We start from the raw sequence: 22946 nt of genomic DNA on the forward strand, positions 1-22946 counted from the left end.
AAGTAAAACAAGCTTTCCTTGAAGGAAAGCTTGTTTTTTGTGTGTAATATTTTACATAAATTTAGTTATGTTTAAGAAGGGCCATAAAATGGTTTTAGCATAATTAAATTTATGTAAACTAAAAAAATAACCACTCCAAATAGGAATGGTTAGACTAGGGTAATTATAAATTATCTAGAGCATTTTTTTGCTCATCATTGACGATATGAGTATAAAGATCAGTGACCTGAGTGGAAGCATGGCCAAGTTGGTGGCTAACTAAAACTTGAGACTTGGTAGCATCATAAAGACGTGTTGCCAGAGTGTGTCGTAGTTTATGGGGAGTCACACGTATCTTGAAATCCTGAGAATATTTGGCAACCATTTTTTCGATACTTGAAGCATCAATACGGTTTGGAACACCTCGATATTCCGTTAAAAATAGGGCAAGGTCTTGCTTTTCAGCCTTATAGCGTTTATCACGTATACTAAGATAATTCTCAAGATAAGGTTTTGCAAAACTTGCTACATTAACTGAGTCTCGTTTGCCACCTTTTCGAGTAACATCAATGACCATCATTTTCAGATTGATATCTTTAAGGTCCAGGTTAACAGCCTCAGAAAGTCGAACGCCTGAAGCCAGTAGCAAGGCTATTATCGCTAAATCACGTTCTTTATTCTTGTAAAACGAAGATTTTGCGCGATTTGAGAGCTTAACTTCGTATTCATTTTCGACATAATCAAGAAATTCCATGGTTTCATCGCCTAGAAAAAGTTTCTGCTTGATATTCTCAGCACGCGCAGCTAGAGTTTCTTTCTTTTTCTTAGTAGAAACTTTTTTCATGACGTTACGATAGAAATATGGCTCACCGTCAGGACCCTCAACCTCCTCAGTTAAATACTTATAGAGACTAGATAGAGCTGAAAGCGTACGGTTAATGGTTGTTTGAGAAACACCCTGTTTCTTGGAATAGGTATTTAAGGACGGACGTTCACGTAGATAGAGCACAAATGACTCCATGTCTTTTTTAGTTAGATTTTCCAGGGTTTTGATGTCAATTGAGGCAATATCATGAGCATCTGAAATACCTGAGTCAATCACCCAGTCAAAAAAGCGTTTATATTCCTTAAGGTATTCGTATAAGGTCGTAAAAGAATATGGAACCGATAGTTTAGACTGATAATACTCCAAGACAAACCAGGGCATTAGAGATTTGTATTCTTCAATTTTTTCGAGTAAGAGTTCACGTTTCATTTGTTTTTTCTCCAAAATTACTTAATAGAAGTATATCACACCTTTATCTTTCTTTCAAGAAAATTACAGTTTTTCGGAAAGATGTTATAAGGTGTTTTTCACTTAAAGGCTTTATAGGTTTAATGTCCGAATATATAAAAACCACACTAAATCAATCATAAACCAACTTTTAAAAATCTTTATAACGTATTATTTACTTTTAGAATTTTCCCAAGAAAAAACAACCTGGAGTTTTCCAGATTGTCCAAACAATGATTAAGCTACGATAGCTTTTGCAACCTCCTCAGTTGTCATACGGGAGAAATAATGTGTTGTGTCAATGGTTTTAAGTTTAGCCAAGACATCTTCGTACTCGTAAGGTACACCGACCAGCAAGTCTTCAATATCAGATACATCCCCGATACCAAAGAAATCTCCGTAAATCTTAACAGATTTAATAATTGAATTCTCAACATTGGCGTAAGTTGAGATCTTACCAGCTGGGTAACGAACGTTACGCTCTACTGTGTATTCTGGTGATTGACCGTATGTCCAGTCCCAAGTATTGAATTGCTTCTCATAAGACTCTTGAATTTTAGCTAATTCATCCTCAGAAAGGACGTATTCAGTCATATCAGGATAAAATTCCTTCATTTTTTCCAAGATTTTATCTGAGAATTCATTTACAGTGATTTTTTCTGGCAGTTCGTCTACGATGTTTGTCACACGAGCACGTACAGATTTAACACCTTTTGATTCAATTTTGTCTTTGCTGACTTTGAGGGCTTGGCCAAGAACTGACATATCAACGTCAAAGAGCAAGCAACCATGGTGCATCATACGACCTTTATAGTAAGCTTGAGCATTTCCACAGAACTTTTTACCGTCGATTTCAAGGTCATTACGGCCAGTAAACTCAGCCTTAACTCCCAAATCAGCAAGTGTTGCGATTACAGGTTGAGAGAAAGTCTTAAAGTCAAAAGCACCTTCATCTGCCTTGTTAGAGATGATAGTATAATTGAGGTTATTCAAATCGTGATAAACAGCGCCACCACCAGACAAACGACGAACGACCTTGATACCATGAGCATCTGTATATTCTTTGTTAATCTCTTGAATGGTATTTTGGTGTTTACCAACAATGATAGCTGGACGGTTAATCCAAAGAATGAACAATTCATCTTCATTCACCAATTCACGAAAGGCATAGGCTTCCAAAGCAATATTATAGGCAGGATCATTTGATGTGTTTACGATATATTTCATGAGGTCTCCTCTTGTAATGTGATACTTATATTATAAAGAAAAACGGTGACAAAGTACACGAAGACGCCTTAGGTATAAGGATTTTCATGATATAATAGTAAAAAATATATGGGGAGTTTTAGAATGTTACAAAATCCTAGTAAATTAAGTCTCTATTTCTCGAGGCTAACCAGTAAAATAAATAAAAAGGTCAAAATAGCATTTGCTCTGCTTCTTTTTGTTGCTCTTGGAATGTTTCTCTATAATGCCTACCAAAGAGCTTATAAGCCTTATCTCTACGATAAAAACAATTACTATTACAAGGCCTATAATTACAGCGTTGAGAAGATAAAACCTCAAAGAAAAGTTGTCAAAGATATTGAGATAGAGGTCTTCCACTTCGGAAAAGACGATTTCCCTGATAATCTGTCTACATATAAGGTCGGCCATTATATCGATAAAGGAATTGATCCCCGCAGACTTCTATTGCATATCACTTTTACTGATAAGACCAAAATCACTTTACCATTTGGACAGGTGACTTCTACTGAAAACTTTTTCGACCGTTATGAACGCTATTTTGACCGTAAAGTTTTTGAGGTCGGTCCGGGTTTTGATGAAGAATGGTTTTCGAATGCAGAGAATTACAGACAAATGATTGAGCGCTTCCCTGGATTACATGATAAAACAATGGATGCCGACTTCGAGTTATATCTAAGGGACTTCCTATTTATGATAGTTCCTGGTGATACCCTCTACCAAACTGGTGCTGTCAAAGATGGTGTTAGTAAATACCACTTTCAGTTGAAAAATCCTAAATCAGGAAAAATGCAAAGCTATATTATCTACGGAAATGAAGGAGACATCCCACTCTGGGATTGGCAGGCTCCCTTTGTTACCTTTGATAAGGATTTTGCTAACAAGGAAAGAATTCAGGAATTCTTCGATGACTACGATATTAGAGAGTATGGAAATTATTGGGATGGTATGTACAATATACAATTTCCTCATTTAAATTCTTTTAGAGGTGATGGGTATAACTTTTATAAAATGGCCTTTTACTCAGATAAGTTTACAAATTTCCCACTGAGCCTTGATTTAACAGGTAAGAGCGAGGATTTTAAGATTACCATTACAGATTCTTACCTACAAGAAGAATCAAGAACTGCAAAAAATGAAATCCATTATCTAAAATACTCAACATCTAAAACTTATGATTCATCAAATAAAGAAGCCTATATGAATGATATATTGCACCAATACCTAAAGTAACAGAATTTAATTTATGTAAATACAGTTAATTTATCTATTGGCTGTGTTTTTTCATGCAAAAAGAACAAGACCATTTCTGATCTTGTTCTTCTTCTATGCAACTAGAATATTATTTTGTGTGCCAGATGTCTTTGTCATACTGTTCGATTGTACGGTCAGATGAGAAGAATCCTGCTTCAGCAATGTTGTAAACAACTTTTTTGTTCCATGCATCTTGATCTTCGTAAGCTGCATATACTTCTTCTTTCTTGTCGATGTATTCAGCCAAGTCGATCAATGTCATGAACCAGTCTTTAGAGATAAGTTCTTTGTGGAGACGTTCCAAGCGTTCTTTATCTCCAACTTTAACGAGGTCTTCGCTTACGATAAAGTCAACAGCTGCTTTGATGTTAGCATCTTTTTCGTAGTAATCACGTGATACATAACCTTCTTTTTCATAAAGGTCAATGATTGTATCAGAGTCTTTACCAAATGTGAAGATGTTTTCTGGTCCTACCAATTCAGCAATCTCAACGTTGGCACCATCCATTGTACCAAGTGTAAGGGCACCGTTAAGCATGAATTTCATGTTACCTGTACCTGAAGCTTCTTTAGAAGCCAATGAGATTTGTTCTGAGATATCTGTTGCTGGGATAAGGTGTTCTGCAACTGTTACGTTGTAGTTTTCAACCAAGTGAACGTTGAGGTATTTGCTTACTTCTGGATCATTGTTGATGAGCTCAGAAAGTGACAAGATCAAGTGGATGATATCTTGAGCAATAACGTAGGCAGGAGCTGCTTTACCACCAAAGATGATAGTGATTTTACGTTTTGGAAGGTTTCCTTTTTTGATTTCCAAGTATTTGTGGATGACATACAAAGCGTTCATTTGTTGACGTTTGTATTCGTGGAAACGTTTGATTTGAGTATCAATAATTGAGTTTTCATCAAGATCGATACCTTTGTTGGCTTTAAGATAACGTTTAAGTGACAACTTGTTATCATATTTGATTTCAGCCAAACGTTTGTGAACTGCTGGATCATCTGCAAAGGCAGCCAATTTTTCCAATTGAGTTGCGTCAGTAAGGTAACCATCACCAATCAATTCTTTAATGTAGTCAGCAAGTTCTTGGTTTGAGAATTCCAACCAACGACGGAATGTAATACCGTTTGTTTTGTTGTTGAAGCGTTCTGGGTAAAGGTCGTAGAATGGTTTCAACTCAGAAGATTTAAGGATTTCTGTGTGAAGTGCTGCTACACCGTTAACGCTTGTAGAGAAGTGGATATCCATGTGTGCCATGTGAACACGGTTGTGTTCGTCAATGATTTGAACACGTGGATCTTCGTATTTTTCACGAATGATAGCATCCAATTTCTTGATGATAACAACAAGGTGTGGAACAACTTCTTCAAGGTAGTCAAGAGGCCATTTTTCAAGGGCTTCAGCCAAGATAGTGTGGTTTGTGTAACCAACCATTTTGCTTACGATTGCTACTGCTTCATCAAATTCAAATCCATGTTTTTCTGTCAAAAGACGAATCAATTCTGGAATTACCATTGATGGGTGAGTATCGTTGATTTGTACGTAAGCGTAATCTGGAAGGTCGTGAAGGTTAGAACCACGTTCGATAGCTTCGTCAATCAAAAGTTGAGCAGCGTTTGATACCATGAAGTATTGTTGGTAGATACGCAAGAGTTCACCTTTACGAGTTGAATCATCTGGATAAAGGAAAAGTGTCAAGTTCTTTTGGATTTCGTCTTGATCAAAAGTGATTCCTTTTTCAATCAAATCGTAATCCAAACCGTTGATATCGAAGAGGTTAAGGTAGTTCTTAGTTTCTTTCTTATAACCCAAGATATCCAAACGATCCAAACGTGATTTCAATGTGAAGTTTTTGAATGGAACATCATAAGAGATATCAGTTGGTACCAACCATGATTGATCTTCAATCCAGTAGTTTGGTTCTGCATCTTGTTTGTTATCTTTGAAGACTTGTTTGAAAAGACCACAGTGGTAGTTAAGACCAATACCTTCACCGTTGATGCCAAGTGTTGCCATAGAGTCGATGAAACATGAAGCCAAACGACCCAAACCACCATTACCAAGAGATGGTTCTGGTTCAACGTCTTCAACTTCGCTGATTGATTTACCAGCAGCAGCCAACTCAGCTTTAACATCTTTGTAGATGCCCAAGTTGATCAAGTTGTTAGACAAAAGTTTACCAATCAAGAACTCAGCTGAGATGTAGTAAACTTTACGTTTGCTATCGTTTTTAGGTTTTGGAGCAGCCGCTTCTTTTACGAATTCCAACAAAAGGTAGTAGATTTCTTCGTTTGAAAGATCCTTAAGATTTTTGTTTTTTGCTTCAACATATTGTGTAAATGTAGCCATTTTAGTTATTACCTCGATTATATCTTTCTGTAATGTCTGTCAAAAATTCTTTCTTGTCTACAGTGATTTCACCTGGAAGCATACGCCATTTCCAGTTTTCACCAACTGTGTTAGGGAAGTTTGTACGGCTATTTTCAGGTTTATCAAGGATATCCTGCATAGTCGCAATAGCTGTGTTGCTTACTGTAGCAAAGAGTGTGCGAAGGAGAGCACGTGTAATTGGTTCACCTTGACGACGGTTAATGTAAGCATCAGTGTAATCACGTTGCTCTTGCGTCAAGTTGTCGTACCAACCGTTGATTACTTCGTTATCATGTGTACCTGTGTAAGCAACTGAATGTTGTGTGTATACATGTGGAATATCAATGCTGTTTCCAGTAGTATCGTAGAAACCAAATTGAACAATCTTCATTCCAGGGTAACCACAGTCTGCAAGAAGTTTACGTGTCTTATCATCAATGTTACCAAGGTCTTCGGCAATAATTTTAAGATCACCCAATTCTTCTTTGACCACTTTGAAGAGGTCATAACCAGGTCCAGGAACCCATTCACCATTTTCAGCAGTTTCATCTCCACCAGGAATTTCCCAGAAGTCAGAGAAACCTTTGAAGTGGTCGATACGCAAGTAATCATAAAGTTTGAATGATTCTTGAATACGGAATACCCACCAAGCATAATTTTCAGCTTTGTGTTTATCCCAAGCGTAGATTGGGTTACCCCAAAGTTGACCAGTAGCTGAGAAGTTATCTGGTGGAACTCCGGCAATGTAACGTGGTTTACATTCGGCATCTAGTTTGAAGAGGTGTGGTTGTGTCCAAACTTCAACACTATCAGCTGAGATGTAGATTGGCATGTCACCAATGATTTGAATACCATTTTTGTTAGCATAGGCTTTAAGTTCTGCCCATTGGCTAAAGAAGAGGTATTGCACTACTTGGTGGTAAGTGATGACATCAGCAAGTTCTTTGCGAAGTTTTTTAAGAGTTGCCTCATCGCGTTTAACTGCTTTTTTGTCATCCCAATCTTGAAGCGCTTTGTTATCAAAGTGTTCTTTGATAGCCATGAAATCAGCATAATCTGCTAACCAGTTAGCATTTTCAGATTTGAAAGCTTCAAACTTCTTAGCTTCTTTTTTGTCAGCCAAGATTGCTTTTACAGCTTTTTCAAGGAGTGGGCGACGTGCTTCATAAACTTTAGCATAGTCGATAAATTCTGAATCTGATCCAAAGTCAGCGCCTTTAACATCAGCTTTAGTAAGAAACTTGTCACGAATAAGGAAATCCAAATCGATAAAGTGAGTATTTCCTGCTACCGCAGAGAATGATTGGTAAGGTGAGTCCCCATAACTTGTTGTAGTAAGTGGCAAGATCTGCCAGTAAGTTTGTTTTGTTTCTTTCAAGAAATCAACAAAGTCATAGGCTGCTTGACCGAAAGATCCGATCCCGTAGTCACCTGGAAGTGATGTGATGTGCATCAATACACCGCTTGCTCGTTTGTTCATAAAGTTTACCTCAAATTATTTTTTACACTTATGATTATAATGCAAACGTTTGCATAAGTCAAGAATTTTTAGCAAAAAAATAAAATTTTTTTATTTATTCTTGAATGATTGTTCGCAAAACAAGCGCTTACACTACGAGAGAGAATTTTTTAATAATTACTTCTAATGAATTTCGGAAAAATAGGATTCTTATCAAAAGAAAAAAGTAGTCGGTCGTTTTACTAACCAACTACTTGGACACTCCTTAACCTATTACGGATAAGTTAGGACACTTTCTCTTTCTATAAGTTCAAATGGAATAATGACTTTTTGTGACTTAATCTTGGCTGCTTTTAGAAGTCCTAGAAGGCTTTGAACACTTTCTCTAGCTAGTGCCTGAATATTAATGTCAAATGTAGTCAAGAAAGGATGCATGATTTCTGCAAAAGTCGAATTATTGAAAGAAATAATAGCATAATCTTCAGGAACTCTAAATCCTTGATTATTCAGCCATTGAATAAGACGAAGGGCGATAAGGTCATCCTTAACAATCAAAGCTGTCGGAGAAAATCTTTCCAATTCTTTCTTTAAAACCTCGATTGTTCGTGCTGAAAAGACAAGTTCAGGTAGGACATCCAAATTTTGTTCGACACTTGCTTCCTTATACCCTTGATAACGTTCCTGCCCCACTTGTCCAAACAGATCATCAGTGACAAAACCAATCTTTCGGTGCCCTTTTGCCTGGAGGTAATTTACAGCTTCACGTCCTAATTCTTTATTATCATTATCGATATAGGTTACTTTATTTTCATTATCCACTGCTGCTCCGACCACTACAAAGGGTACTTTTTCTTTTAATAGGTATTCTTTAACAGGATCTTTCTTTTCGGAATAGAGGATTATAAAGCCATCTGCCCGTTTTTGACGATGCATGAGCTCAACTTGTTTAACTAATTCCTCTAGTGTAGCACCAGTAGCAATACTAACGACCTGAGAATGACAACTAGCTTCTTCATTAATTGCTGTTAGAATTTCCATATAGAAGGGCTGGCTGATATTTTCTCGGTCAGTTAAAGGAGGAAGAACAACACCTAAGCTATGAGTTAAGCCCGTTGCCAACATTTGTGCTGCTGAGTTGGGTACATAACCTAATTCTTCCATAGCTGCTCTTACTTTTAGTTTGGTTTCTTCTGATATCGCAGGGTTATCCTTTAATGTCCTACTTACCGTTGATGGGCTTACACCAGCCTTCTTAGCAACATCTTTAATTGTAGCCATTATGTCCCTCTCATTCTTATAAATATATTTATAGTCGAAAATTATAAGAACAATTATAAACTAAATGGACATTTTTTGCAATCGTTTGCAAAAAGTTAAAAAATTTTTTATAAAATACTTAACAGATTGTGGAAACGGTTGCATAATGTTTATCGTAAACTAAATTTCTGGAGGAAATAGAAATGAAAAAATGGCAAAAGGTATTACTTGGTAGTGCTGGATTACTTGTGGCTGGATCGCTCTTGGTAGCTTGTGGGTCAAACTCAAGCAAGAGCTCAAGCTCAGATAGCAAGACTTTGAAACTTTGGGTACCAACTGGTGCTAAGAAATCTTACTCAGATACAGTAACACAGTTTGAAAAGAAATCTGGTTACAAAGTTGATATGGTTGAAATGGAAGATCCAAATGCTCAAGAAAACTTGACTAAGGATGCTTCTACTGCTGCAGATGTCTTCTCACTTCCACATGACCAACTCGGTAAATTGGTAGACGCTGGCGCTATCCAAGAAATCCCAGAGCAATACTCAAAAGAAATTGCTGAGCAAGATACTGAACAAGCTGCTGTAGGTGCTCAATACAAAGGTAAAACTTACGCCTTCCCATACGGTATCGAAACTCAAGTTACATACTACAACAAATCTAAACTTAATGAAGAAGATGTGAAATCATATGAAACAATCACTTCTAAAGCTAAATTTGGTAGCAACTTGAAAGAAGTTAATGCTTATGTAACTGCTCCTCTCTTCCTTTCAGTTGGTGACACACTCTTTGGTCCTAACGGTGAAGATGTGAAAGGTACTAACTGGGGTAACGAGGCTGGTGTGAATGTTCTTAAGTTCATCGCAGCTCAAAAAGACAATAAAGGATTTGTCAATGTCGATTCAGCTAACATGATGGCTAAATTTGAAGATGGTTCTGTTGATGCTTTCCAATCAGGACCATGGGACTACGCTGCAGCTGCTAAAGCTGTTGGTAAAGACAATCTTGGTGTTGCTGTTTACCCAACAGTTAATATCGGTGGTCAAGACGTTCAACAAAAAGCCTTCATGGGTGTTAAACTTTACGCAGTTAACCAAACACCATCTAAAGGTAACGCAGAACGTATCGCTGCTTCTTACCAATTGGCACAAGCTTTGACAAGCAAAGACAGTCAAAATAACCAATTCACTAATGAAGAACGTCACATCATCCCAGCTAACAAAGAAGTTCAAGCTTCTGAAGCTGTTCAAAAGGATGCACTTGCACAAGCTGTAATTACTATGGGTTCATCTGATCAGTACACAACTGTTATGCCTAAACTTAGTCAAATGTCAGTCTTCTGGACTGAAAGTGCTGCTCTTATGAGTGATGCATATAACGGTAAAATCAAGGAAGATCAATTCCTTACTAAATTACAACAATTTGATAAAGATTTGGCAGCAGCTAAATAAGAATCCTAACTATGAGAAGGTAAAGAGGCAGGTCAGGTTCCTAGCCTCTTTATCTATCACTAATTAAACATTTATCTGAGGAGATATCTATGTCACAAACAATCTACGACACAACTCCTATGCGCCAGGTCTTCAAAGAAGGTACATGGGATGTCAAATTATCCTTTCTGGTAATGGGATTGGCAAACTTGGTCAACAAACAGTTCACCAAGGGCTTGCTCTTCCTCCTTTCTGAGATTGCCTTCTTAGTAGCCTTCGTTATCCAAATCATCCCTGCACTTAATGGGATGATTACCCTGGGGACTCAAGAACAAGGTGAGGCTATTAAAGAAGTTAATGGGGTTAAGCTTACTGTTCAGGTCGCTGGAGATAATTCAATGCTTATGTTGATTTTTGGTCTTGCATCATTAATCTTCTGTGCAGTTTTTGCTTATATTTACTGGTGTAACCTTAAGAGTGCTCGTCATCTCATGGCTCTCAAACAGTCTGGACGTAAAGTTCCTAACTTTGTCGAAGACTTCAAGACCTTGGCTGATGGTCGTTTCCACATGGGACTTATGACTGTACCATTGATTGGAGTTTTACTATTCACAATCTTGCCTTTGATTTACATGATCTGTTTGGCCTTTACTAACTTTGACCACAATCACCCAGCACCTAAATCACTCTTTGACTGGGTTGGTTTCTCAAGTTTTGGTGAGGTTTTACAAGGTCGTATGGCTGGTACTTTCTTCCCACTTTTGACATGGACCTTGATTTGGGCAGTTGCTGCAACAGCAACAACTTTCTTCTTCGGTATTGTCCTTGCTCTCTTGCTCAACACTAAAGGACTTAAATTCAAGAAAGTATGGCGTACACTCTTTGTTATCACTATCGCCGTTCCTCAGTTCGTATCCCTTCTTTTGATGCGTAATTTCCTTAATGACCATGGTCCTTTGAACGGTTTGCTTCAAACCTTGCATCTCACTAATGGACCAATTCCATTCTTGACTGACCCTCTCTGGGCTAAGTTCTCTATTATCTTTGTTAATATGTGGATTGGTATTCCGTTCACAATGTTGGTCGCAACTGGTATCATCATGAACTTGCCAACTGAGCAGATTGAAGCTGCTGAAATTGATGGAGCAAGTAAATTCCAAATCTTCAAGAGCATCACTTTCCCACAAATTCTCTTAATCATGGCACCATCATTGATTCAACAATTCATCGGTAATATCAATAACTTCAACGTTATCTACTTCCTTACTGGTGGTGGACCTACTAACTCTGAATACTATCAAGCAGGTTCAACTGACCTCTTGGTAACTTGGCTCTACAAACTGACTGTTAGCGCTAAAGACTACAACTTGGCATCTGTTATCGGTATCTTGATTTTCGCCATCTCTGCAACCTTCAGTCTCTTGGCCTACACAAGATCATCTTCATTCAAGGAAGGGGCTGCTAAATAATGAAACGTAAGAAAAATCTTTACCTAACTGGTACTTATATTCTATTGACAGTTCTAGCTGTTATCTGGTTGATTCCTATTATTTGGATCTTCCTTACAAGTTTCCGTGGTGAAGGAGCTAATGCGGTGCCTTACTTCTTCCCTAAGACTTACACTTTTAATAACTACATTAAACTGTTTACTAGCGATGCTTACCCATTTGGAAAATGGTTCATCAATACTTTCATCGTTGCCACATGTACATGTATCCTCTCAACTTTGATTACCGTAGGTATGGCCTACTCACTTAGCCGTATTAAATTCAAACACAGAAATGGCTTCTTGAAATTGGCACTTGTACTTAACATGTTCCCTGGATTCATGTCAATGATTGCGGTCTACTACATTTTGAAGGCCCTCAATTTGACACAAACCTTGACATCTTTGGTCTTGGTATATTCTGCTGGGGCAGCTCTTGGTTTCTACATTGCGAAAGGTTTCTTTGATACCATTCCTTACTCATTGGATGAATCAGCAATGATTGATGGGGCAACTCGTCTTCAAATCTTCACTAAGATTACCTTGCCACTTTCTAAACCAATCATCGTCTACACTGCCCTCATGGCCTTCATGGGACCTTGGGTAGACTTCATCTTTGCATCTGTTATCCTCGGTGACGTTAAAGATAAATATACGGTTGCCCTTGGACTCTACCAAATGCTTAACCAAGACGCTATCAATGAATGGTTCCTTCCATTTACCGCAGGTGCTATTATCATCGCCATCCCAATCACCCTTCTCTTTATCTTCATGCAGAAATACTATGTTGAAGGTGTAACCGGCGGATCAGTTAAATAATAAAGGATAAATGATATGACAACTCTTAAACTGGATAAAATTTACAAAAAATACCCAAATGCAACTCACTACTCTGTCGAAGATTTCAGTATCGACATCAAAGACAAGGAATTCATCGTTTTCGTAGGTCCTTCAGGATGTGGTAAATCAACAACTCTCCGTATGGTTGCTGGTCTCGAAGAAATCACAGAAGGTAAACTCTATATCGATGGTGAGGTGGTTAATGACAAATCACCAAAAGATCGTGACATTGCCATGGTATTCCAAAACTACGCACTTTACCCTCACATGACTGTTTATGAAAATATGGCCTTTGGTCTTAAACTTCGTAAATATAAAAAAGATGATATCGACAAACGTGTCCGTGAAGCTGCTGCTAGCCTTGGTTTGACTGAGTTCTTAGATCGTAAGCCTGCAGACCTCTCTGGTGGTCAACGTCAACGTGTAGCTATGGGACGTGCTATCGTTCGTGATGCTAAAGTCTTCCTCATGGACGAACCACTCTCAAACTTGGATGCTAAGCTTCGTGTGACCATGCGTGCTGAAATTGCTAAAATTACTCGCAATATTGGTGCTACTACTATCTACGTAACCCACGACCAAACAGAAGCCATGACTCTTGCTGACCGTATCGTTATCATGAGTTCTACTAAAAACCCTGATGGTTCTGGTACTATCGGTCGCATCGAACAAATTGATACCCCTCAAGAACTTTATAATGAGCCAGCCAATAAATTTGTTGCCGGATTCATCGGAAGTCCTGCTATGAACTTCTTCAATGTTAAGGTTGATGGTAACCGTATCACTAACTCTGAAGGTTTGGATATTGCAATCTCTGAGGGTCAAGCTAAAATCTTGAAAGAAACAGGTTACCAAGGCAAGGAAGTCATCTTTGGTATCCGTCCTGAGGATGTTTCAAGCCGTCCAATTGTTCAAGAAGTTTATCCAGATGCCAATGTAGATGCTGAAGTCGTCGTTTCAGAGCTTCTTGGTGCAGAAACAATGCTCTACCTAAAACTTGGAGAAACTGAGTTTGCTGCCCGTGTTGATGCGCGTGACTTCCATAATCCAGGTGAAAAAGTTAACCTTACTTTCAACGTTGCTAAAGGTCACTTCTTCGACGCTGAAACAGAAAAACGTATCAGTTTGTAAGATAAAAAAATCAGCCCTCTTGAGCTGATTTTTTGTTTGGCATGATTAACCTACATTCTAACTAATACTTCCTATCACTCACTAAACATATCTCTTTCAATCTATGATATAATATCCTTTGGCACCTCGACACCGCCTACGAAGGGAGGTGAGTTTGCCTATGATGGATTTACTATTCAAAACTATCATCGGACCTATTGTGGTCGGTGTTATCCTTCGTCTGATCGACAAGTGGTTAAACAAGGATAGATAGTGCTAAAAAAGACCCCGAGCTTATGTGGAAGTTAGCTTGGGGTCTTTTCTTGCCTATGATATAGACTTACTATTCAATACAAGTGTATTATGTCATAAAAGCTTAGAATTGTCAAGAAACTTGAAGATAACCTTTAGATAGAGATCTTAGTCTTTAGTCTTGTCTTCTTCGTCTTTTTTATCATTATCGGTCTTATTTACGGCTGCTTTAAACTCGGCTAGCATTTTACCGATAGATTGTCCGAGTTCTGGCAAGCGTTTAGGACCAAAGATGAGGAGGGCTCCTAGGACGATAATGATAAGTCCTGGAGCTCCGATATCACGTAGAATTCCCATGAGATCTCCTTTCTATTTATCTTTATATTTTCTTTGTTTACGTTTATAAATGAGCTTACTAAGAGTTACGCTAACTTCATAAAGCAAGATTAAGGGAGCAGTCATGGCCAAGTCGCTAATAAAGTCTGCTGGTGTCAAAACAACTGCCAAAACCAAGAGAACAAAGTAAGCATAGCGTCTATAATGTGTGAGAAACAATGGTGTTATTATGCCGATAGATGTCAAAAAACTCACAACTACGGGAAGTTCAAAGAGAACAGCTAGAGGCACTGTCGTATGCAGTAAAAAACTAAGGTAGTTTTGTGCTGTAATTTGTGTATCAAAGAGTCCTTCACCTAGTTTTAAAAGCACTTCTAAGATAGCTGGACTAACAAAATAATAACCAAAGGACAAACCCAAAACAAAACAGACAAAAGTTGCTGGAATATAGGCAAAGATAGCACGCGCTTCATTGTCCCTCAAACCAGGTTTTACAAACTGCCAAATCTGGTAGGTGGTAAAGGGCAAGGTGACCGTAAAAGACATGAGACTGGCTAAGTTAATGTAAATCCAGAGAATATCGTTAGGTCCTAAAACCAATAAGGGCTTATCAAATCCTCTAGTCAGATAAGCATAGAGCTCCCCGGCAAACAACAGGGTAATACAGAAAACTAGGAAAAAGCAAATGACTACTGCAATAAAACGTCTCCGAAATTCCACCAGATGCTCAACAATGGTCATCTCGTCCTTACTTCTTGCCATGCTGTTTCACCGTTACAAAGGCAATAATAGCAATAAAAATAAGTTGTGGAATTAGGACTTCCCAGCTTGGATAGATACCAGCCCAATCACTGGTTGGGAAACCACTGATCAAATGATTGGACATCATATTAGTCAACTGAAGGGCATGAATGCTGACACCGAGCATCTTGAAGGCCAAGGCATAAATCAACCAGGTCAAAATAAAGAAAATACGATGTGGTTTAATATAGTGACTAGCTTTAGTCATAGCGACACCAATAATAACAAGAACTGCAATAGCTAAAGCAATACCAATCAAAAAATTAGCTGTCGTGATACGCGGGATAATACCAACATAGAAAAGGATGGTCTCGGCACCTTCACGGAAGACAGCCAAGAAACTAAGGGCAAACATGGATATAAAACTTCCAGTAGCCGTTACTGTCTTCATCTGACGGTCCATAAAGTCATTCCACTGTTTGACTGAAGACTTGCTATGGAGCCAGATTCCAATCAGAATCATCATCGCAACTGCAAAGATACCAACGCCACCTTCAATAATTTCACGGTTAGCCCCTGAGGTCACAGCTGGAAAGACAACTTGTAAGATAACTGCTATAAGTGCGCTGGCAAGAACACCAGCAATGGCTCCGCCATAAACCCATTTGAGTCCCTTACGCATCTTGGCTGCCTTAAGAGTTGTCACAAGGGCCATAACGATAAGGAGGGCTTCGACCCCTTCACGCAAGAGAATCAACATGGCATCAAAGGCATTATAAGAAGCACTGGTATCGATAGCTGATAGGTCTGTAATCAAGGCTTGCAGTTTGTCCTGATAAGCTTTTTCTTTCCCCTTAACCATGATAACCGGTGTTTCACTCTCCACGCGCGTATAGAGGCTTGGGTTAGTCGTGCTTACATCACCTTCAATGGTTGGCCAGATAGTGATGAACTTCTTCATAGTTGCCGCAGCCGTTTTTTCATCACCTGATTGGAATTGACCGAGAGCTTTTTCCAAGAGCTTAATACCATCTTTTAGGGTTAAACTTGAGCTTGTGCTATCAAGAGGGACACCCTTGATAAAATCATCAATCCCACCCTTGAGATCATCATAAGATGACTGGATGCTGGTGAAATCAGTAGGCTCCGTCTCAATGCTGCTACGCAAAAGTGAAATGGCCGTCTCAATCTTGCCGTAGTAGGCAGTACTATGGTCACGGACAACAGCTTCATTTCGCGTCCAAGCATTATTCAATTCGCCATAAGTTTTGCGGGTCTCAGCTAGGTCTTTAGCCGTAATGGCATCCTGTAAGTTCTTGAAATAAGGATTGAGACGGGTCTCAAGTTTTTCCTTTTCGGCACCCAAGTCAACAGGATTTTGCTCTTTCTCAAATTTAAGAAGGGCTGACGAGATAGAGGTTAGGTCCTCTTCTGTCACGTCACCTTTAATATCAAGAGCCTTGCTGACTTTTTTACCAGCCTTGGAATCATGATTTTCTTTTGTTTCGAAATCAGTCTTAATCTCACCGACTAATTCCTTAGCTTTTGCTTGATCCTTGTTTTGAACAGCTGTTGTTGCATCTGTGATTTTGATATAGAGATCGCTATAGGATTCAGCAGCAACTGGATAGGTCAAAAATAGAGCTAGAAGTCCAAGCAAAACGAGGAGTTTATTCAAAGAGTGCTTGACCAAGGTAGCCTCCTTTCTCCACGCCAGCAAAGCAAGCAAATAACCCACTTCCGATATGGGTAATGTACTCATTCATCTTGTCTACAGCACCAAGATTGGTCTGTATTTTGACAAAACGGTCTGGATCCTTCTGGTAGGCAATGAAAATCAAACCTGCATCAAATTGGCCAGTTCTCTCATCAATGCCATCAGAATAAGAATAGGAACGACGTAAGATAGGAAGGTCTACTTCTTTAGCCAAACGGACATGCGAATCGACTGGTAGTTTTGAGAGATCTACTTCGTCAAACTCATCTTTCTTACCAAAAGGAGCACCTGATTCCTTATAGCGACCAAAGGTGTTTTCCTGCTCCTGCAAATTGGTACGATCCCAAGTCTCCAAGTGCATCTGTACTAGACGAAGAGCCATATAAGACCCACCCTTCATCCAATCCTTACTATCCGTCCAGACAACCTTGTCGAATTCCTTTTCAGTCGTAACATTGGCAGTACCGTCCTTGAAACCAAAGAGATTTCGAGGCGTTTCCTTACGGTCTCCGATAGCTGCAAAACCAGATTTGCTCCACTTCATGGTTATTTTATTTCGACCTTTGCGAATCAGATTACGGACAGCATGGAAGGCTACCTGTTCATCATCTGCACAGGCTTGAATGACGATATCTCCACCTGTATACTTGTCCTGCAACTGCTCCTTTGGAAATGGAGGCAAATCACGGAAGAGCTTAGGACGCTTGGATTCCAAACCAAGTTTCTTAAGAAAATCAGCCGAAACCCCAAAAGTCAGACTAAGACGATAGGGATTGAGCCCTACAGTTTCCCCAGTATCAGTTGGTGGCAGAAGTGCATTTGAACCATCTTTTTTGACAAGCTCTCCATCGACCAATTTACTACTATAGTCTGTCCAGTCTTTAAAAAGCTGAATCACTTCTTTTTTATCAGTTGTATGAAGATCTAGCACCACCAAGTAGCAAGCCTTCTGCATGGGTGTCGTAATCCCAGCCTGATGCTTACCAAAGAAGCTAATATCTTCATCCCCATCAAGGGCTTTTTTTGTTGAACTATCCTGATTAGCGAAAAAAGCAGATGCACCAGAAAGACCAAGCGCAAGCCCAGCCCCTCCAATACCTGCTTTTTTAAGAAATTCACGACGGTCCATTTTTTTATCCAAAAATTTTTCGTCAGTCATTTTTCTTATTTCCCATCTAGGATAACACCCATTTGTGATAATGGTTCACCAAGTTTAGTTACAGCTTCGGCCAATTCCTTAGTATCTGCCTCACTCAAATCTGTATAAGATTTATAGTTTTTCTCATCAGTCATGTGTTTGTCCAAAAGACCATTGACATTCTTGAATTCTGTTTCCAAAGTCTTAACAAGCTTAGTATCTTTCTTTTGGATCAACGGCTTGAAGAGTTCAAAGATTTTTTCTGTCCCTTCAATATTGGCACGGAAGTCGTAAAGATCAGTGTGCGAGAAGACTTCTTCTTCACCTGTAATCTTTTGAGTAGCCACTTCGTTAAGAAGGTCTACAGCTCCAGTCAACATGATATCTGGAGTGACTTTAACAGTTGCAATTTTAGCCTTGAGCTCCTTAATATCGTTGACCAATTGATCTGCATAGGCGGCTGTACCATCTGTCGTGTTGTCTTGCCACATGATACGTTCAATACGGTGGAAACCTGACCAGCCATCTTCTGATTTATTTTCGTCCATGTAATCAACCAAACGGTAGTCAATTTTCACATCAGACTCACCAAAGCTTTCGGCAATTGGTTCTGAACGTTCGTAAGCCATACGAACCAATGGGTATTGTTTCTTGGCTTCTTCAAGATTTCCTTACTTGAGGGTTTCACTGAATCCTTCAGTATCTTTCAAAAGCTGATCGATTTCGCCTTCAACGAAAGTCTTGTAATCACTTGTAGCCTGCTTCAATTGTTTTTGCTCACTAGCTGTTAGTTTTGAGCTAGTTGAGCTAGAATTACTTGAATTACCAGATTTGGCACAAGCCGTCAATAAAAGCCCTGATGCTAAAAGAACAACACCAAGTTTGTTAAGTTTTTTCATGAATGTCTCCTATTTTCAAGATAGTGTTCGACATTTGTCGTTATATATGTGAATCGTTTGTTATTTCGATATGAAAAACGAACGATGATAAGTCAATAATGGTCTCTCATATGTAAGAGAACATATTCTAAACTAACAGAAGAAACCAGCACTGTCAACGGTTTTAGGCTATTTAAGAACTATTCTAAAGAGCAGATAAGAATGATTCTAAATAAAAGAAAAACAACAGGAAATAACCTGTTGTTACTTATTATTTTGTCCGACGTTTTCTAAGGAATCCTAGGCTAAGAATACTTAGCAGACCTGCTACAAAGAGTCCACGATTTGTCTTTTCACCAGTGGATGGCAGTTGCTTACCAGTTTGACGACTAGCTTCAGTCTCAGCCTGATTATTGCCATGAGCAACAAGCTCAGCATCTCCGACAAGGTCCTCTTGACTTGAGGTCTTGACACTTGTTTTAGTTACCTCAGTCTCTTTTCCACCAAATGACTCAGTCTTCTCAGAAGGCTTAGCTACTTCCTCAGTTGGTGTCTGATCATTGGTCAAACGAATAATAGTCGCTGTTAGTGGGTCCAAGGTCAAGATGTGATTGTTGATTGCAACACCTGATAGCTCACTAATTCCAGATAGATTAACTTGATTACCATCTGCTAAAACCATATAGGATAGACCATTTGTAAGCTTGCTCAAATCAAACTGACGAGCCTTGCTATCCGCATTGACATAGACAAGGTAACGATCCCCATTGGAAGCAACAGTTTGGTATCCTAATACCAAATCTTCTTGAGCAACATTATCCTGACCAGGAACTGTCAATAGTGTCACACGAGCACCCACATCTGCTTTAGATTTGAAATTGAAGGCATCCGTAGACTTACGTAAGGCAATTAACCCTTTGGTAAAGGCACGCGTTTTCGTATTTTCTGGGAAGGCCTGGCTATTAGTCGCCTTAGTCCAGTCAAAATGGTTAACCGCATCACTTGAATCATAAGAATCATGGATGAAGTAAGGATAGTCAAATGGATTACCCTTTTCATCAACTAAGAGGTGTGACTTATTCGGCACCTTGTCCTCAGATACAGGATAACGGTAGGCAGGATCACGGAACTGTTTGGTGCGACCGTATTCCTGACCAGAGTGAATAAATGGTGTTCCCTGAGCAGTCAAGATCATGAGGTTCCCTAGACGCAAGCGACGATGAATTTCAGCATTATTCTCAGGCTTGCTTGGATCCTTCTTGATTGATTGGGCGATGATATCAAAAAGGGTCAAATTATCATGAGCAGCAATATACTGAATAACATCTCCTGGTGAATCAGCCTCAAAGTTAGTTGGCTGTGCCTTGATATTATCAAAAACCTTATTAATATCACGTTTTCCACCTGTGATGAAGGCCGGTGTTCCCTCGTTTGGATAACCTGATTTGAGGGTATTTCGAATATCATCTGAAAATACAGCTACGGTATCTGTGTCTTTCATCCAAGACTGATCGGCAGGCTGAACAGGGCTATTTTCATCGCCAGCATAAGTCACCCAACCCTCACCAAGCATAATAAGATTTGGATTAAGGGCGCGTGCAGTATTGTAAGCTTGCTCGATACTTTCAGCATCATGGTCACCCATCATATCAAAGCGGAAACCATCCACTTTGTATTCCTTAGTCAAATAAGCAATCGAATCCACCAAGACACGACGGCTCATATAGTGAGTCGTACCTAGACGACCGCCTCCAAAACTCGAACGAGGAGTGCCATCAGCATCCATAAAGTGATAGTAATTTGGCTCAAGGTCTTCAAAAATAGCTGTCTTGGCTGTATGATTGTAAACCACATCCAAGATAACACCCATACCATGGGCATGGATAGCTTCAACTAAATTCTTGAATTCTTCAATACGTTTAGCTGGATCACTAGGGTTTTCAGAATACATACCCGTCAAAGAGAAATAGTTTTGTGGATCATAGCCCCAGTTGTAGTTACTATCGCTTGAAGCATAGGCATCCAAACGTTTGCCATTTTGCAATTCATTAACAAAATAGTAGCTCAATACTGGCAAAAGCTGAATATGAGTAACCCCAAGGTCTTTAAGATAATCCAAACGCTCCGCAAAGGCTGCAAAAGTACCAAACTGGTGCTTCAATTCAGTTGAGATAGCCTTGTCAGAGGTGAAATCTCGGACATGAGCCTCATAAATGATGGCATCTTCTCGAGATTTAAAGTTAGGAATCTTAGCGTAGTCAAGGTCTTTTGGTCCATAATTAGCAGGATCTACAAAGGCAGCCTTGGCAATCTTGTGTTCAGGTCCCTTGTTGGCATCGTCACTATTCCAAGCTGCCAGAGATTTCGCATAAGGATCAAGAACAATTACTGACTGATCACCACGTTTAATGCGGTATTGATAGAAATAACCTGTTAAGTTTTCAAGGCCAAAATCAGTCGCAAGTAGGTCAGCTTGCCAAGTACCTCGAGGCCCTTTGCTTAGAGCGTGTTCAGCCAGCACCTTGTCTTGATTATTCTTATCATAGACAATGATATCTACTTGATTAGCACTTGGTGACCAAAGTGTCACATGTGCCTTAGTACCATTCTCTTCTAGTCGAGCACCCAATTCACCATCATAACAGTAGAGGGCATCCTTTAATTGCCAGCTCTCAGATGTTTTAAAACTATCACTGCCAAAAGTGACCTTGTAAGGCAGATTTTCTGCAGCAAAATCACCTTTTAATGTAGCTTTTTTGAGTTTAGCATCTAAGTCAAGCTGTTTAAGAGTGACACTGTTACCATCCTTATCCGTCACCTTAAGGTCTTTGAGAATATCTTCAGATGAGACCTCGTCTAAGTTGGTAAAGCTAAGTTCGATTTTGCTTGGACTAAGCTGCTGAGCCCCAGTCAAACGCACATCCTTGACAAAGTAAGGGTTGGTGTAGACTGTCGGATCAGTATCTCGTACGAAAAGCTGACGAGATTTTTTCAAGTCACTAAATTTATAATCATTTGGTTGAATTTTCACATCATCTCCTGTTTTGCTCTCATCTAAGAGTAAAAATCCTATCGATTTTGCGGCTTGAGTTAGTGGAATATCTAAGTAGGCACCATACTTACCATTCGGTTGGAAATTGACACCATCAGGCCAATTGCTTGGAGCGTCCTTAACGTCACCCCAATACCAGACAGACTTATTGCTATAGTCGCCATCCGTACGGAAATAATTGATACGAACGTGGTCTTGAGGGATAGGTTGATAGCTGTAAACTTGGAAATCCTTGTCAATCCAGGCCTCATTCATTTGAGGGCTAAGAATTTCGACTGCTTTATCCCCTGAAAGGTTCGTTCCAGCGGCATTATTAATCAAGAAGCTAAGTTTTTTAGGTGTTGAAGACAACTTCACATCTAAATAGACACCATAATCATCCTGTTTGGCTTCTGCAAATGAGGTGGCCCCTGTCGGCCAGGCACCCTTCTGAGATGATGGTGTCTCAACATCATCCCAAGTCCAAAGTCCAAGCGATGCCTTGTCTGGACTTGGCAACTCTTGGAAATGCAAGCGAATAGCCCCCTCAGCAATAGGATCCTCAGATGCATTCGTAAGAGCTTGACTATTACTAGTACTTACTGTTTTTGGCGTGTTTTCGCTAGTTTCAGTTAGCTTGGGAATCTCAGTACGGCCAGTATTTTCTTCTGGAAGAGAAACTGGCTCATTTTCCTTGGACACCGTGGCATTCTCAGCTGCTACAGGAGCTGTTGGCGTTTCAGTTACTAGTCCACTGGTAGTAAGACTAGGATCAGCTGGTTCTACCTGTGTGCTAGAGTCGGGCGTTGATACTGCTTCATCTGCTTTTACTCCTTGAACAGCAGCAAAGCTCAAAAAAATAGCTCCAATGGTTACAGAAGCCAAACCTAACTTGTACTTGCGAAGGCTATAACGAAGAACTTTTTCATCATTAGCTTGAGTATTTCTTTTCATAGAAACTCCTTTTGTTAACGTTTTCATGTTTTTTAATATACCATTTAGCTTTCATTTATGCAAGCGTTTTCTCTCTTTGAGAATTAAAAAAGAGAGAACCATAAGATTCTCTCAATCTATTAATTATAAATAGAATAGTAACGCTTAATCCCTGCCACAATTGCGTTAGCTAAAGTCTCCTGATAAGCAGAGGTA

Annotated in this window: 16 protein-coding genes and 1 pseudogene; 6 read left to right on the plus strand and 11 right to left on the minus strand. The window is 39.3% G+C overall.

Annotated features, from left to right (window positions below; all coding sequences use genetic code 11):
* Positions 1-163: 163 nt before the first annotated feature.
* Positions 164-1234: a tyrosine recombinase XerS gene (xerS, locus tag HMPREF2571_RS08540; RefSeq protein ID WP_070847814.1), complete on the minus strand. Its 1071-nt coding sequence runs from the start codon at positions 1232-1234 to the stop codon at positions 164-166.
* 255 nt (positions 1235-1489) lie between these two features.
* Positions 1490-2479 (minus strand): lipoate--protein ligase, encoded by a 990-nt coding sequence (locus HMPREF2571_RS08545; RefSeq protein ID WP_002885026.1) that lies wholly within the window; start codon positions 2477-2479, stop codon positions 1490-1492.
* 123 nt (positions 2480-2602) lie between these two features.
* On the opposite strand from HMPREF2571_RS08545, the gene HMPREF2571_RS10415 reads away from it, so the two are divergent.
* Positions 2603-3730: a hypothetical protein gene (locus tag HMPREF2571_RS10415; protein ID WP_013990606.1), complete on the plus strand. Its 1128-nt coding sequence runs from the start codon at positions 2603-2605 to the stop codon at positions 3728-3730.
* Between the two features lie 109 nt (positions 3731-3839).
* Here HMPREF2571_RS10415 and glgP read toward each other — a convergent pair whose 3' ends face one another.
* From glgP to HMPREF2571_RS08570, 3 genes are all read right to left on the minus strand, one after another.
* Positions 3840-6101 (minus strand): glycogen/starch/alpha-glucan family phosphorylase, encoded by a 2262-nt coding sequence (gene glgP / locus HMPREF2571_RS08560; protein ID WP_013990607.1) that lies wholly within the window; start codon positions 6099-6101, stop codon positions 3840-3842.
* Between the two features lies 1 nt (position 6102).
* Positions 6103-7602 carry a 4-alpha-glucanotransferase gene (malQ, locus tag HMPREF2571_RS08565; RefSeq protein ID WP_013990608.1) on the minus strand — a complete coding sequence of 500 codons (1500 nt, stop codon included), beginning with the start codon at positions 7600-7602 and terminating at the stop codon, positions 6103-6105.
* 252 nt (positions 7603-7854) lie between these two features.
* Positions 7855-8859: a LacI family DNA-binding transcriptional regulator gene (locus tag HMPREF2571_RS08570; protein ID WP_013990609.1), complete on the minus strand. Its 1005-nt coding sequence runs from the start codon at positions 8857-8859 to the stop codon at positions 7855-7857.
* A 182-nt stretch (positions 8860-9041) separates the two neighbouring features.
* On the opposite strand from HMPREF2571_RS08570, the gene HMPREF2571_RS08575 reads away from it, so the two are divergent.
* From HMPREF2571_RS08575 to HMPREF2571_RS10420, 5 genes are all read left to right on the plus strand, one after another.
* Entirely contained in the window at positions 9042-10289 is a 1248-nt protein-coding gene (locus HMPREF2571_RS08575; protein ID WP_070847816.1) for an extracellular solute-binding protein, read from the plus strand.
* 89 nt (positions 10290-10378) lie between these two features.
* The gene (locus HMPREF2571_RS08580) at positions 10379-11737 is read left to right on the plus strand and encodes a carbohydrate ABC transporter permease (RefSeq protein WP_013990612.1); all 1359 of its coding nucleotides are present in this window, start codon (positions 10379-10381) and stop codon (positions 11735-11737) included.
* Entirely contained in the window at positions 11737-12573 is an 837-nt protein-coding gene (locus HMPREF2571_RS08585) for a sugar ABC transporter permease (RefSeq protein ID WP_004182537.1), read from the plus strand. The genes HMPREF2571_RS08580 and HMPREF2571_RS08585 overlap by 1 nt, the downstream gene beginning before the upstream one ends.
* Before the next feature lie 15 nt (positions 12574-12588).
* Complete coding sequence (locus HMPREF2571_RS08590) at positions 12589-13725, plus strand: ABC transporter ATP-binding protein (protein WP_070847817.1); 1137 nt, start codon at positions 12589-12591, stop codon at positions 13723-13725.
* A gap of 160 nt (positions 13726-13885) precedes the next feature.
* A complete protein-coding gene (locus tag HMPREF2571_RS10420) occupies positions 13886-13978 on the plus strand; it encodes a type I toxin-antitoxin system Fst family toxin (RefSeq protein WP_004182539.1) in 93 nt (30 codons plus the stop codon).
* 146 nt (positions 13979-14124) lie between these two features.
* Here HMPREF2571_RS10420 and HMPREF2571_RS08595 read toward each other — a convergent pair whose 3' ends face one another.
* The 6 genes and pseudogenes from HMPREF2571_RS08595 to HMPREF2571_RS08620 all read right to left on the minus strand — a co-directional run bounded on the left by HMPREF2571_RS08595 (position 14125) and on the right by HMPREF2571_RS08620 (position 22751).
* Entirely contained in the window at positions 14125-14313 is a 189-nt protein-coding gene (locus tag HMPREF2571_RS08595) for a twin-arginine translocase TatA/TatE family subunit (protein WP_004182540.1), read from the minus strand.
* A gap of 12 nt (positions 14314-14325) precedes the next feature.
* On the minus strand, positions 14326-15054 hold the full coding sequence (tatC, locus tag HMPREF2571_RS08600; protein ID WP_070847819.1) for a twin-arginine translocase subunit TatC: 729 nt from the start codon (positions 15052-15054) through the stop codon (positions 14326-14328).
* Positions 15041-16726 carry an FTR1 family iron permease gene (locus tag HMPREF2571_RS08605; protein WP_070847821.1) on the minus strand — a complete coding sequence of 562 codons (1686 nt, stop codon included), beginning with the start codon at positions 16724-16726 and terminating at the stop codon, positions 15041-15043. The genes tatC and HMPREF2571_RS08605 overlap by 14 nt, the downstream gene beginning before the upstream one ends.
* The gene (efeB, locus tag HMPREF2571_RS08610; RefSeq protein WP_070847823.1) at positions 16704-17909 is read right to left on the minus strand and encodes an iron uptake transporter deferrochelatase/peroxidase subunit; all 1206 of its coding nucleotides are present in this window, start codon (positions 17907-17909) and stop codon (positions 16704-16706) included. Before efeB ends, HMPREF2571_RS08605 begins: the two co-directional genes overlap by 23 nt.
* Before the next feature lie 5 nt (positions 17910-17914).
* Positions 17915-18787 (minus strand): annotated as a pseudogene (efeO, locus tag HMPREF2571_RS08615) (iron uptake system protein EfeO).
* Positions 18788-19037: 250 nt separating this feature from the next.
* Positions 19038-22751 (minus strand): pullulanase, encoded by a 3714-nt coding sequence (locus tag HMPREF2571_RS08620; RefSeq protein ID WP_070847826.1) that lies wholly within the window; start codon positions 22749-22751, stop codon positions 19038-19040.
* Positions 22752-22946: the final 195 nt, after the last annotated feature.

It is taken from the genome of Streptococcus sp. HMSC068F04, assembly GCF_001837455.1.
In the GTDB taxonomy this organism is placed as follows: domain Bacteria; phylum Bacillota; class Bacilli; order Lactobacillales; family Streptococcaceae; genus Streptococcus; species Streptococcus salivarius_D.